At 45.3% G+C, this 12,337-nt stretch carries 12 protein-coding genes; 10 read left to right on the top strand and 2 right to left on the bottom strand.

Annotation, left to right across the window (positions count from 1 at the left end):
• Positions 1–88 precede the first annotated feature (88 nt).
• The 3 genes from ftsA (at position 89) to lpxC (ending at position 3,930) form a co-directional block, all read left to right on the top strand.
• Complete coding sequence (ftsA, locus tag HUJ19_RS04625; protein WP_290622532.1) at positions 89–1,315, top strand: cell division protein FtsA; 1,227 nt, start codon at positions 89–91, stop codon at positions 1,313–1,315.
• Between the two features lie 110 nt (positions 1,316–1,425).
• Positions 1,426–2,601 carry a cell division protein FtsZ gene (gene ftsZ / locus HUJ19_RS04620; protein WP_290622531.1) on the top strand — a complete coding sequence of 392 codons (1,176 nt, stop codon included), beginning with the start codon at positions 1,426–1,428 and terminating at the stop codon, positions 2,599–2,601.
• Positions 2,602–3,015: 414 nt separating this feature from the next.
• Positions 3,016–3,930, top strand: coding sequence for a UDP-3-O-acyl-N-acetylglucosamine deacetylase (gene lpxC / locus HUJ19_RS04615; protein WP_290622530.1), 915 nt, complete (start codon positions 3,016–3,018; stop codon positions 3,928–3,930).
• A 155-nt stretch (positions 3,931–4,085) separates the two neighbouring features.
• Here lpxC and HUJ19_RS04610 read toward each other — a convergent pair whose 3' ends face one another.
• Positions 4,086–4,409 (bottom strand): DUF721 domain-containing protein, encoded by a 324-nt coding sequence (locus HUJ19_RS04610; RefSeq protein WP_290622529.1) that lies wholly within the window; start codon positions 4,407–4,409, stop codon positions 4,086–4,088.
• A 111-nt stretch (positions 4,410–4,520) separates the two neighbouring features.
• Here HUJ19_RS04610 and HUJ19_RS04605 point away from each other — a divergent pair, with 111 nt between their 5' ends.
• The 3 genes from HUJ19_RS04605 to HUJ19_RS04595 all read left to right on the top strand — a co-directional run bounded on the left by HUJ19_RS04605 (position 4,521) and on the right by HUJ19_RS04595 (position 8,827).
• On the top strand, positions 4,521–5,441 hold the full coding sequence (locus HUJ19_RS04605) for a M23 family metallopeptidase (RefSeq protein ID WP_290622528.1): 921 nt from the start codon (positions 4,521–4,523) through the stop codon (positions 5,439–5,441).
• Positions 5,442–5,720: 279 nt separating this feature from the next.
• A complete protein-coding gene (gene secA, locus HUJ19_RS04600) occupies positions 5,721–8,432 on the top strand; it encodes a preprotein translocase subunit SecA (RefSeq protein ID WP_290622527.1) in 2,712 nt (903 codons plus the stop codon).
• A gap of 8 nt (positions 8,433–8,440) precedes the next feature.
• A complete protein-coding gene (locus HUJ19_RS04595; RefSeq protein WP_290622526.1) occupies positions 8,441–8,827 on the top strand; it encodes an NUDIX domain-containing protein in 387 nt (128 codons plus the stop codon).
• A 1-nt stretch (position 8,828) separates the two neighbouring features.
• Here HUJ19_RS04595 and yacG read toward each other — a convergent pair whose 3' ends face one another.
• Positions 8,829–9,026 (bottom strand): DNA gyrase inhibitor YacG, encoded by a 198-nt coding sequence (yacG, locus tag HUJ19_RS04590; protein WP_290622525.1) that lies wholly within the window; start codon positions 9,024–9,026, stop codon positions 8,829–8,831.
• A 161-nt stretch (positions 9,027–9,187) separates the two neighbouring features.
• On the opposite strand from yacG, the gene ampD reads away from it, so the two are divergent.
• The 4 genes from ampD (at position 9,188) to HUJ19_RS04570 (ending at position 12,249) form a co-directional block, all read left to right on the top strand.
• Positions 9,188–9,802 carry a 1,6-anhydro-N-acetylmuramyl-L-alanine amidase AmpD gene (ampD, locus tag HUJ19_RS04585; protein WP_290622524.1) on the top strand — a complete coding sequence of 205 codons (615 nt, stop codon included), beginning with the start codon at positions 9,188–9,190 and terminating at the stop codon, positions 9,800–9,802.
• A 106-nt stretch (positions 9,803–9,908) separates the two neighbouring features.
• Positions 9,909–10,778: a carboxylating nicotinate-nucleotide diphosphorylase gene (nadC, locus tag HUJ19_RS04580; protein ID WP_290622523.1), complete on the top strand. Its 870-nt coding sequence runs from the start codon at positions 9,909–9,911 to the stop codon at positions 10,776–10,778.
• Between the two features lie 181 nt (positions 10,779–10,959).
• Positions 10,960–11,262, top strand: a complete 303-nt coding sequence (locus HUJ19_RS04575; protein WP_290622522.1) for a GIY-YIG nuclease family protein — start codon at positions 10,960–10,962, stop codon at positions 11,260–11,262.
• A 531-nt stretch (positions 11,263–11,793) separates the two neighbouring features.
• On the top strand, positions 11,794–12,249 hold the full coding sequence (locus tag HUJ19_RS04570; RefSeq protein WP_290622521.1) for a pilin: 456 nt from the start codon (positions 11,794–11,796) through the stop codon (positions 12,247–12,249).
• Positions 12,250–12,337: the final 88 nt, after the last annotated feature.

Here is a 12,337-nt window from a genome sequence, read left to right as displayed (position 1 = left end):
GTGGACTTGAGATATCAAAACGGTTTTGCAGCTAAATGGTTTAGCAATACAACACCGATAGAAAACGGTGGGGGCAATAGGTAAAGCAATGTCGAAATCATCAGAAAAACGATTAATTGTTGGATTGGATATTGGCACGTCAAAAGTCGTAGCCATTGTTGGGGAAGTCGGTAGCGATAATACCGTAGATATTATTGGTATTGGATCGCATCCATCGCGCGGCATGAAGAAAGGCGTGGTGGTGAATATTGAATCTACCGTGGCTTCTATTCAACGTGCCATCGAAGAAGCTGAGCTAATGGCAGGCTGCCAAATTCATTCGGTTTATACCGGTATCGCGGGTAGCCATATCAAGAGCCTCAACTCACACGGCATTGTGGCAATCAAAGATCATGAAGTAACGCAAAGCGATGTAGATCGAGTCATTGATGCGGCAAAAGCAGTTGCCATTCCTGCAGACCAGAAAATACTGCATGTCTTACCGCAGGAGTTTGTGATTGATAACCAGGAAGGTATACGTGAGCCCGTTGGAATGTCTGGTGTGCGTCTGGAAGCAAAAGTTCACATGGTTACCGGCGCGGTCAGTGCGGCGCAAAATATTACCAAGTGCGTGGCCCGTTGTGGACTGGAAACTGAAGACGTTATTTTAGAGCAATTGGCTTCAAGTTATGCGGTACTGACAGAAGATGAAAGAGAGTTAGGTGTTTGTCTGATTGATATCGGTGGCGGTACAACCGACATCGCGATTTTCACTGGCGGCGCCATTCGTCACACCGCGGTGATACCGATTGCTGGCGACCAGGTAACCAATGACATTGCGGTTGCATTGCGTACACCAACTCAATTTGCTGAAGACATCAAAATTAAATATGCCTGCGCGTTACGTCAGTTGACGAACTTGGATGAAACCATCGAAGTGCCAAGCGTTGGTGATAGACAACCGCGTCGCCTTTCGCGTCAAATTTTAGCGGATGTGGTTGAGCCGCGGTATAGCGAATTATTCGAGCTGGTTCAGGCCGAAATTCGCCGCAGTGGCTTTGAAAATCTAATTGCTGCCGGCATCGTCATTACCGGTGGTGGTTCAAAAATGGAAGGCTTGATGGAGTTGGCAGAAGAAGTGTTTCACATGCCAGTACGTCAAGGTATGCCACAGCACATCAAAGGTTTAGTGGACGTGGTTAAAAATCCAATTTATGCAACCGGTGTTGGCCTGTTGATCTACGGAAAACAGGACCTGGGTCATCATCGTGAAAGAGATGTAACTGGTTTTTCTGGGCTCTTTGAGCGCATGAAAAAGTGGTTTAGTGGTTTTTAGTAAAGCGCGGATCGCTTTGCTGGAAAAGTGGAAGTAACTGTTGCTAGAACGCAGGTGTTAACACACATTTTGTGTAAGCAATTTCAAAGTAAATCGAAGGGGAAATTATTATGGCTAACATGTTTGAATTAGTAGATAGCTGTCAGAACAGCGCGATCATTAAGGTGATCGGCGTTGGCGGTGGCGGTGGTAACGCCGTCGAACATATGGTGAAAGCCAATATTGATGGTGTTGAGTTCATTTGTGCGAATACGGATGCTCAGGCGTTGGAGTCATCAACTGCCAAAACCACTATCCAGATTGGACAAAACATTACGCGTGGTCTTGGTGCTGGCGCCAACCCAGAAGTGGGTCGTCAAGCTGCACATGAAGATCGCGAACGTATCATGGAAGTGCTGCAAGGCTCTGACATGGTATTTATCACTGCCGGAATGGGTGGTGGTACCGGTACCGGTGCAGCACCGGTTATTGCTGAGATTGCCAAAGAAATGGGCATCCTGACTGTTGCCGTTGTTACTAAACCGTTTAAGTTTGAGCGTAAAAAACGCATGGCGTTGGCGGAAGCTGGAATTGATGAGCTGCGTCAGTCAGTTGATTCACTAATCATCATTCCAAACGATAAGCTGGTTGCTCAGTTTGCAGGCTTACGTTTAACCGAAGCCTTCGCATCAGCAAACTCTGTTCTGCATGGTGCGGTACAAGGCATTGCTGAGTTGATCACTTGCCCTGGCTTAATCAACGTTGACTTTGCCGATGTGCGCACGGTTATGGCGGAGCAGGGGCAGGCCATGATGGGTACGGGTATTGCCGCCGGTGAAGGTCGAGCACAGATTGCAGCGGATATGGCGGTTGCCAGCCCATTGCTTGAAGATGTCGACTTGTCCGGTGCTCGCGGTATTCTGGTTAATATCACAGCTAACGAAGACTTTACTATTGATGAGTTCTCGGAAGTGTGTGAAGTGATTGAAGATATCGCGCATGAAGATGCTACAGTGGTAGTTGGTACAGCCATTGACGCCTCAATGGGTGATGAAATTCGAGTAACAGTGGTAGCGACTGGTTTAGGTCAGGAAGCGAATATGCGCCTGGTCAGCAATACCAACAACCAAAAGGATGTTCGCAAAGCCAACGGTGACCTGGATTATGGACAGTTAGATTTACCACCATCAATTCGCAAGCAGGCGGGCGCTAGCTCAGTTCCCGAGCAAAGCTCAAAAATGGCTGTTGGTAGTGACGTAGATAACTTCCTGGATATTCCAGCTTTCCTGAGAAAGCAGGCGGACTAATAAGTACCGTAGCCGGCCACTGGGCTTATCGTGATCAACGATATTCTTGGTGATTGGGTGATAAGGTGAAACTTATTGAAAAAGTTGCTTTCATACTTTGAACAGTACGAAGAGGCACTCCCTTCGAGCGTCTTCGTACTGTTTTGGCTGTTTAATTGTTCAGCTTCTATTCAAGGCTGTTCGATTAGGCTAATAAGGAAGTCAGCCATGGCTGAAAGTGTGAGCTAGTGCAAGGTTTAGCGAGGTTTGTATCTATTTGTACTCAAATAAATCAAGAGTTAAACAAATATTTCAAACAACTGTCTAAAAAATGTTCAAAAATTGTTCAAAGAACTGACATATTATGATACTATGCGCTAGAATTTGAGTAGATTACACCTAAAGTCTTGATTTTCAAGGCGTTGGAGAAACTGAATGATAAGACAACGTACGTTGAAGACAACCATTCGCGCTACTGGCGTGGGGCTACACACAGGAGAAAAAGTGTATTTGACCCTTCGACCAGCACCAGTGGATACAGGGATTGTGTTCCGTCGCGTTGATCTGGATCCGATTGTTGAGATTGAAGCTAAGCCAGAAAATGTGGGGGATACCACACTTTCAACCTGCTTGGTTAAAGATGATGTTCGTATTTCTACGGTTGAGCATTTGCTATCTGCGATGGCTGGCTTGGGCCTTGATAATGCGTATATTGACGTATCGGCACCAGAAGTACCTATTATGGACGGCAGTGCCAGTCCTTTCGTATTCCTTCTGCAGTCTGCCGGTATCACTGAACAGAATGCACCAAAGAAATTCATCAAAATCAAAAAGCGTGTTGAAGTTGAAGATGAAGGCAAAACTGCTGTATTTGAGCCATTTGACGGTTTCAAAGTAGCCTTCACTATCGATTTCGACCATCCTGTCTTTAAGAAAAGTCGTCAAACAGCAGTTATCGACTTTTCCAGCACCTCGTTTGTTAAAGAAGTGAGCCGTGCCCGTACTTTCGGCTTTATGAAAGATATCGAGTATTTACGTGCTCACAACTTAGCATTAGGTGGCAGCCAGGATAACGCTATCGTAATGGATGATTTCCGTGTTCTTAATGAAGATGGTCTTCGTTACGATGACGAATTTGTAAAACATAAAATATTAGATGCGATTGGCGATTTATTCCTTTTAGGCCATAGCTTGATTGGCGCCTTCTCGGGTTATAAATCTGGCCACGCGCTGAATAATAAATTGATTCGTACCTTAATGGCGGACGAAACTGCATGGGAATTAGCAACATATGAAGATGCTAATGCAGCGCCAATTTCTTACATCATGAACCCAGCGCTATCAGTTTAGCGCTGGAGTTTATATGTGTTGAGGAAAATTAAGGATTGAATTCTAAACAATAATTGTAGTAATTTTATCAGTTTGTTAGACAAGAAAGTCGGAATAACAGAAACGCCAGGGAGAAACTGGCGTTTGCTGGTTAAGAATAAAAAAAAATTAATATCTCAGGTAGCAGTTTTTCCATTCGGATCTATTCTGATCTGGATATTTGCTAATCCTAGAAAACCAGCTTTTCTGAGTTGAGTGAGTAACTCGGAAGATTGATACCGAAGTCGGGTAGCCCACACGGGGCTGTCAGCAGTAATAACCAGACTGGTTTTATTGTATTCGGAGACAGTGCAGTGTTTCTGCAATTCTTCGGGTAAGTGCTGATGAATACTATCGGTAATGGATTTCAGGGAGTTAGCTTTATTAAGCAGCTCTTTCAACACACTTTCAGGTGAGTTGAGCACATCAGCCACGGATTTGGCTCGGAAAGGACGCTTCATAAGCTCAATATTTCTGGGCTAAGTTAAGAGTTAGCATCTATTGTATGCTGACGGGGTAGAATTGTCATCTTACAAGCTTGCTTGTAAGTGATATAACGAACGTGGGTGAGTATGCGCATAACCATTATTAAAAGTGATCAAAAAGGAATTAAGGCATTGGAATTTGGACGTTCTAAATTAGTGGTATTCAGTCTACTTGGTGCTGTTGCATTAACGGCAGTAGTAGCTTTGACCCATTTCGCAACCCGTTGGTCCTTGCAGCAGGATCTTGTCAGTGAAGCGGCCATTAAAAAATGGCAACAGGAACTTATTTCTCAAAAAGAGCAGTTAGAAGTAGCCAAGCGTACTTCAGAAAGCCAAATTCAGGCTCTTGCCACTCGATTAGCAACTATGCAGGCTTACTTGTTACGGCTTGATGCAGCCGGTGCGCGATTAGTTGCTACCGCTGGCATTGAAGATGAGTTTGGCTTTGGTGCTGACCCTGCAATCGGTGGCCCCAGCGAAGATGTGACCGCAACAACCTCAAGCTACAATGATGTAGTGGTTTTCCTGGATCAGCTGGAAAGCGACATAAACGCCAAAGAACAGGAGTTGTCCGCGCTTGAGTCTTTGATTCTTGATAAAGAGATTAATACCGAACAACAGATCTCTGGTCGTCCAATTACTTCAGGCTGGTTATCTTCTCCTTATGGCTATCGTGCCGATCCTTTTACGGGTAAACGTGCATGGCACTCAGGCATTGACTTTTCGTCGCTTGAAGGATCTGACGTTATCGCAACTGCTGCCGGTGTGGTGACCACTGTGGATCGCAAGCCCGGCTATGGTGTTTTTGTTGAAGTCAGTCATGGTGGCGGTTATACCACCCGCTATGGTCACAACAAGAGCGTGTTGGTAAAAAAAGGCGATATCGTTAAAAAGGGTCAGGTCATCGCCACGGTGGGAAGTACAGGCCGTTCCACAGGCCCACACGTTCACTATGAAATCACCAAGAACGGTAAAAAGCTCAACCCATACAAATACCTGAAACATTAATCTGGTATAAACAGTTCTTAGAAGCCCCGTTTTGGGGCTTTTGCTTTAATGGTCTTGTAAAAACCAGCAACAACATTGAAATGCCTGCCTGATGCCCCCATTAGTTGAAAATACTGCTCGAAAAGCCCGCTCAGACGTTTACAGCGACCAGAATATGGGTACAATCGAGTGCTTCAAAGATTAATTATCGGCTATGGGTTAGCAATTAAGGCGCTTTTGACCCTTAAATCCATAACTGCATTCCATAGTTAATACAACATAGACACAAGAAAGAACAATATGAGTTTCTTAAACAAAATTTTCGGAAGTCGTAACGAGCGAACCCTTAAAAAATTACGTAAAACCGTTGAGCTGATAAATAAATTAGAGCCTGAGATGGAGGCTTTGTCTGACGAGCAGCTCAAGGCCAAAACAACTGAATACAAGGAGCGTCTGGAAAAAGGCGAATCTTTGGAGCAGATACTTCCGGAAGCTTTTGCCACAGTGCGCGAGGCCAGTAAACGTACCTTGGGCTTGCGCCACTTTGATGTGCAGTTGATTGGCGGCATGGTCTTGCATAGCGGTAAAGTCGCAGAAATGCGTACCGGTGAGGGTAAAACCTTAGTTGCGACTCTTCCTGTTTATCTGAATGCATTATCAGGTTTGGGTGTTCACGTCATTACCGTCAATGATTATCTGGCGCAACGTGATGCTAACTGGATGAAGCCGGTTTATAACTTCCTGGGAATGGACGTGGGAGTGATTCTTTCCGGTCAGTCGCATGAAGAAAAGCAACAGGCTTACGCTGCCGACATTACTTACGGTACCAACAACGAATACGGTTTTGATTATCTGCGCGATAACATGGCGTTCCAAAAAGAACACCGAGTTCAGCGTGAATTGAATTTCGCTGTTATTGACGAAGTTGACTCGATTTTGATTGATGAGGCCCGTACCCCGTTAATTATTTCCGGGCCAACCGAAGACAGCTCAGAAATGTATCGCGCTATTGATAAATTGATTCCGAAATTGGAAGAGCAGGATCATGAATCAGAAGAAGGTGAACAGGACACGGGTGATTACACTGTTGATGAAAAATCCAAACAGGCTCACCTGACGGAAAAAGGTCAGGAGTATATTGAGGAGTTACTTCGTCAGAACGGTCTTCTACCTGCCGAGCAAAGTCTTTATAGCCCCGCCAGTATTGCTTTATTGCACCATGTGAATGCAGCACTTCGCGCCCATAAGCTCTTCAAAAAAGATGTCGATTATGTGGTTAAAGATGGCCAGGTAGTTATTGTCGATGAGCATACAGGTCGTACTATGCCGGGGCGTCGTTGGTCAGATGGCCTGCATCAGGCGATTGAAGCCAAAGAGCGTGTAGAGATTCAAAATGAAAACCAGACGCTGGCTTCTATTACCTTCCAGAATTATTTCCGCTTATACAATAAACTTTCTGGTATGACGGGTACTGCCGATACCGAAGCCACCGAGTTACACATGATTTACGGTCTGGATGTTGTAGTTATACCTACCAACAAGCCAATGCTTCGTGATGATAAAGGCGATTTGATTTACCTGACCAAACAGGAAAAGTATGCTGCCATTATTGAAGAAATCAAAGAGCTGCAGGCTAAAGGTCAACCAGTGCTGGTGGGTACCGTTTCGATTGAGTCTTCGGAGCTGATTTCGAAAGAATTAAAGAAAGCAAAAATTAAACACCAGGTTCTGAACGCCAAATTCCATGCTAAAGAAGCGGATATCATTGCTCAGGCTGGACGTCCGGGAACTGTGACCATCGCAACCAATATGGCGGGTCGTGGTACCGACATTGTTCTTGGTGGTAACTTGCAGGCAGATATTGATGCTCTGGGCGAAAACCCAACAGCAGATCAGATTGCGAAAGCCAAAGAGGAATGGGAAAAGCGTCATCAGGCGGTGCTTGATGCTGGCGGTTTAGCAATTATCGGTACAGAGCGTCACGAATCTCGTCGTATCGATAACCAGTTACGTGGTCGTGCTGGCCGTCAGGGTGATCCAGGTTTAAGTCGTTTCTACCTGTCTCTTGAAGATGACCTGATGCGTATTTTTGCCTCCGAGCGTTTAGGCATGATGATGCAGCGCCTGGGCTGGGATGAAGGCGAAGCCCTTGAACACAAGATGGTTTCGCGAGCGATTGAAAATGCGCAGCGTAAAGTTGAGCAGCGTAACTTTGATATTCGTAAAAACCTGCTTGAGTATGACGATGTTGCTAATGATCAGCGTCGAGTCATCTATGAGCAGCGTAACGATTTAATGGAGTTGGATGATATTTCCGACACTATTGCAGATTTGCGCGATGACGTAGTCTATAGCGTCATCAGTGAATACATTCCGCCACAATCGATTGAAGATATGTGGGATGTAAAGGGGCTTGAGCAGCGCCTTGAGCAGGACTTTGATATTGAGCTGCCGCTACAGCAATGGCTGGATGAGGATGACAAGCTGGCCGAAGAAGGTCTGCGTCAACGCATTCACGAAGCAGTTGAAAAGGCATATCAAGAGAAAGAAGCTCAATTACCCGATCCAATGTTGATGCGTAAGCTTGAAAAGCAGGTCATGTTGCAAGAGCTGGATCGCCACTGGAAAGAACATCTTGCCAACATGGATCATCTACGTCAGGGTATCTGGATGCGTAGTCATGCACAGAAGAATCCAAAACAGGAATATAAGCGCGAAGCATTTGACCTCTTTTCGGGTATGCTGGATAACCTCAAGCATGATGTGGTCACGTTATTAGCAAAAGTCCGCTTCAGAATGCCGGAAGAAGAAGTGGAAGCCATGAAACGCAAAGAAGTGAATCAGGCTGGCATGCAGGCGCAGCACGATTCGGCTTCGGCATTGCCGCAAAGTGAAACGGCTCGTCAGGCAGAAACTTTTGTTCGTGAACAACCTAAAGTAGGTCGTAATGAACCTTGCCCATGCGGTTCAGGCAAGAAGTTCAAGCAATGTCACGGTAAGATCGAATCGTAAGTTAGTTTATGAGTAATATCATTCGGGTCGCGGTTGCTGTCATTCAGCGCTGCGACCGAATTTTAATTGCCAAACGTCCGCAGCATTTGCACAAAGGTGGTTACTGGGAGTTCCCTGGCGGCAAACAGGAAGACAATGAGCCAATCGAGCAGGCGTTAATCCGCGAATGTTTCGAAGAGCTGGCGATTATCCCCACCAAGTTTTTTCCATTAATCCAGATTGAACACAACTATCCCGAAAAGTCGGTTTTGCTGGATGTCTGGACTGTTACGGATTACATGGGGGTGCCGAAAGGTGTTGAAGGGCAACCACTTCTCTGGTGCCCAGCCAGTCAGCTAGATGAGTTTCAATTCCCCGAAGCCAACCTGGCGATTGTCGAGGCCATTAAAAACTAAACTAATCTTGATTGCGGCTCAGTTGATCGACAATCTCTGGATCAAGTGGTTTACCAGCGATTCGATGACCTTCGCTTGCCCATTCGCCCAGATCAATCAGCTTGCAGCGCTGGCTACAAAACGGCTTAAACTCATTATCATCTTTCCACGCCACAGCCTTTTCGCAGGTCGGACACTTTACAATTAATGCTTTACTCATAACGCCTGTACATATTCAATAGAGTTAATTGGCGCTATTATAACGGAAAATAGCTTTTGTAGGTGGTATAAGTCGAATCCATTACCCGGCAATAAACACAATCGTAGGTTGGATAAGCCCAATGGGTGCCATCCAACAAAAATGTAGGGACAAGTCACGACATGTCCGTACAAAATAAACAAATCAAAAGAAGAGATACTGTGCCGCATCCTTTTTACATCAATCTGACAACAGGCCTGATTCAACCGGCTCGTTTCGTGCCGACCGAACACTGCGATGAGCGTGAAGATCCCAGCGATATCAGCCTGCTGGTCATCCACAACATTAGCCTGCCGCCTAAGCAGTTCGGTGGGCCTTATATCGACCAGCTGTTCACAGGCTCGCTTAACCCTTCCGAGCATCCCTATTTTGAAGACATCGCAGCATTGCGTGTATCCAGTCATTTATTGATTAGACGCAATGGCGAGCTGGTGCAGTATGTACCGTTTCAAAAGCGAGCCTGGCATGCCGGTGTTTCCAGTTTCGAGGGTAGGGACAAGTGCAACGACTTTTCGATAGGCATTGAGCTTGAAGGTGCTGACGATATTCCCTATGAGGAAGCTCAGTACCAGGTGCTGGCCAGTGTTTCGAAAGTCATTTTAAAAGCCTACCCACAGATTACGCTAGAGCGAATAACCGGCCATTCCGATATAGCGCCAGGGCGTAAAACCGACCCTGGCCCTGCTTTTGACTGGAATTACTATCGACAGTTACTGCTGGATAAATCAGCTGGCTGAAAAAGCACTTTGAGTCATCCCACTTAATCCGTAAAATACGGGCACCAATCAATACTTGAAGATGTGTCAATTTCATCTCGCCAAAACGAAGCGTACAGGAAGCCCCATGATCGAAACGCCATACCAGCAGCAGCTAGCAACCGAAATTCCCCAGCAGGTCAACCTTGCTCTTAAGGAAGATCTGGGTGGTACCAGAGGAAAGGACGTCACAGCAGAACTTATCAGTGAAGATAAAACTGCAACCGGTAAATTGATCACTCGCGAGGATGCCGTTGTGTGTGGCATAGACTGGTTTAATGCGGTGTTTCATAAGCTGGATCCAAGTATCGAGATTGAGTGGTTCTGTCAGGATGGTGACAAAGTTCGCGCCCATGACAAGTTATGCGAGCTACGAGGTAATGCCAGAAAGATCCTCACTGGTGAGCGAACTGCCATGAATTTCCTGCAAACGCTATCGGGTACAGCGACCACTACCGCCCGTTACGCTGCTGAATTAAAAGGTACCTCATGCAAGTTGCTGGATACACGTAAAACCATTCCCATGTTGCGCCTTGCACAAAAGTACGCCGTCTACTGTGGCGGTGGGCGAAACCATCGTATCGGTCTGTTTGACGCCTTCTTGATTAAAGAAAACCATATCATTTCGGCAGGCTCCATCGAAAAGGCCGTAAAGAAAGCTCGTCAGTTGCATCCTGATATCATGGTCGAAGTGGAGGTCGAAACCTTTGCCCAGCTGGATCAGGCGCTGGATGCTGGAGCCGATGTGATCATGCTCGACAATTTCTCCATCGACGATATGCGCACCGGCGTAGCCATTAATCAGGTTCATTCCCACACCGCCAAAATCGAAGCCTCCGGCAACGTCAGCCTCGAAACTTTGCGCGATATTGCTGATACTGGTGTCGACTTTATCTCGGTAGGCGCCCTCACCAAACATATCCAGGCCGTCGACCTCTCGCTAAGACTGGAGTTATAACCGACAGTTATTACAGTAGAAAAAGCTAATATGGTAGGCTAGCATTCGTCACACTTAAGGTGTGACCTAACAAAATAAGGTAGGCTGGTGATGTACCCGAGGGGCAGACCCAACCTACAAAAGAATCGCAAGATACTGAATCAAGAATAATCAAAACCAAACATCCATATAGCAACCAACCATGAAAAAAGGCTACGTCTATATACTGACTAACCCCAGAAAAACAGTGTTCTATACAGGAATAACCTATAACCTTGGCAAACAGGTATTTGAACACAAAAACAGAATCGCTGAAGGATTTACTCGTAGGTACAATTGCAATGAGCTGGTCTATTACGAAATTACTGACTCACTTGAAAAAGCAAAAGCAAGGGAGCAAGAAATTAAATCAGAATGCCGACTCGGCAAAGAAGAGCTGATAGAACGCTTTAATCCAGAATGGAAAGATCTTTCAAGCGATTTGCTAGCAATTAAAAAGCGCTAGCTCCTGTAGGTTGGATAAGTCGCGTGGCGACGCCATCCAACGAAAGTGTAGGGACAAGTCATGACTTGTCCCTACAAAAAGCCCAGCGAATAACCATAGGTTGGATAACCGCGAATACTGCAAGCTAATATCGGCAATATAATTCGGTTAAATTGTTGGTCGACGGCCCGAAAATGGCCTTATGCAACCCAAAAGATTATCTACAAACAGTTACAAAGCTGACAAAATTTGTCACTTTTTCCTTTGCTTGGTCAAAAAAACAACACTTTGTATGCTTTTTGAAAAGCAAATTCGCATATAACTGTGACGTAACTCATTGTTTTTGCTCAGTGTCAGGAAATTTAACTATAAGCTGTTGCTATTCATGACACGCAAAGGATATATTTGTTTACAGATTTGTTCACACAGGGAAGCGCTACTTACATTCCGTAATGGCCCGTGTAGTTTTGATCAGATTATACGGAATTCTCTGTGAACAGATTTGAACTTAAACAATTTGCAAATTCTTTATAAAGAATAGGAGAGAGTCTTATGCAAACTAAAAAACAAGCGGGTTTCACCCTTATCGAATTAATGATCGTTGTAGCGATTATTGGTATCTTGGCAGCAGTAGCTATTCCAGCTTACCAAGATTACACTGTACGTTCACGTGTATCAGAAGCATTTTCTTTGGCTTCTGGAACTAAAACTTTGGTAGCAGAAAATGCAGCTGCAGGTGAGCCACTATGTCAAGGTTTTGTGAATCCAATTGCTTCCGGCGCAACTGATAATGTTTCAGCAGTAGCTTGTGATGGAACAAATGGTAATATAACAATGACTATGACGGCTGCTTCTGGTGGTGCAGGTACAGTTGTAGTATTACAGCCCCAATCTGGCGGTGCGGCTTTAACATCTGGAACAATTCCTCCAGAAGGCTTAACTTGGCAGTGTAATGCGGCTGCTGGTACAACTGTGGCTGCAAAATATTTACCTACAAACTGTAGATAATAATTTGTACTCAAAAAAACGGGCCTTTCGGCCTAATGCCGTTCACTTAAGCGAGTGAGCGGCATATTGTTTAACTGGGTATCTGTTT

Origin of the sequence: Kangiella sp. (genome assembly GCF_014762745.1) — a bacterium.
GTDB lineage: Bacteria > Pseudomonadota > Gammaproteobacteria > Enterobacterales > Kangiellaceae > Kangiella.
This window is presented reverse-complemented; position numbering and strand designations above follow the sequence as displayed.

Coding starts and splice junctions, on each gene's coding strand:
- ftsZ (WP_290622531.1), top strand. CDS start 1,426: ATGGCTAACATGTTTGAATTAGTAGATAGCTGTCAGAACAGCGCGATC.
- HUJ19_RS04595 (WP_290622526.1), top strand. CDS start 8,441: ATGAGTAATATCATTCGGGTCGCGGTTGCTGTCATTCAGCGCTGCGAC.
- lpxC (WP_290622530.1), top strand. CDS start 3,016: ATGATAAGACAACGTACGTTGAAGACAACCATTCGCGCTACTGGCGTG.
- ampD (WP_290622524.1), top strand. CDS start 9,188: ATGTCCGTACAAAATAAACAAATCAAAAGAAGAGATACTGTGCCGCAT.
- HUJ19_RS04610 (WP_290622529.1), bottom strand. CDS start 4,409: ATGAAGCGTCCTTTCCGAGCCAAATCCGTGGCTGATGTGCTCAACTCA.
- HUJ19_RS04575 (WP_290622522.1), top strand. CDS start 10,960: ATGAAAAAAGGCTACGTCTATATACTGACTAACCCCAGAAAAACAGTG.
- nadC (WP_290622523.1), top strand. CDS start 9,909: ATGATCGAAACGCCATACCAGCAGCAGCTAGCAACCGAAATTCCCCAG.
- secA (WP_290622527.1), top strand. CDS start 5,721: ATGAGTTTCTTAAACAAAATTTTCGGAAGTCGTAACGAGCGAACCCTT.
- ftsA (WP_290622532.1), top strand. CDS start 89: ATGTCGAAATCATCAGAAAAACGATTAATTGTTGGATTGGATATTGGC.
- HUJ19_RS04605 (WP_290622528.1), top strand. CDS start 4,521: ATGCGCATAACCATTATTAAAAGTGATCAAAAAGGAATTAAGGCATTG.
- HUJ19_RS04570 (WP_290622521.1), top strand. CDS start 11,794: ATGCAAACTAAAAAACAAGCGGGTTTCACCCTTATCGAATTAATGATC.
- yacG (WP_290622525.1), bottom strand. CDS start 9,026: ATGAGTAAAGCATTAATTGTAAAGTGTCCGACCTGCGAAAAGGCTGTG.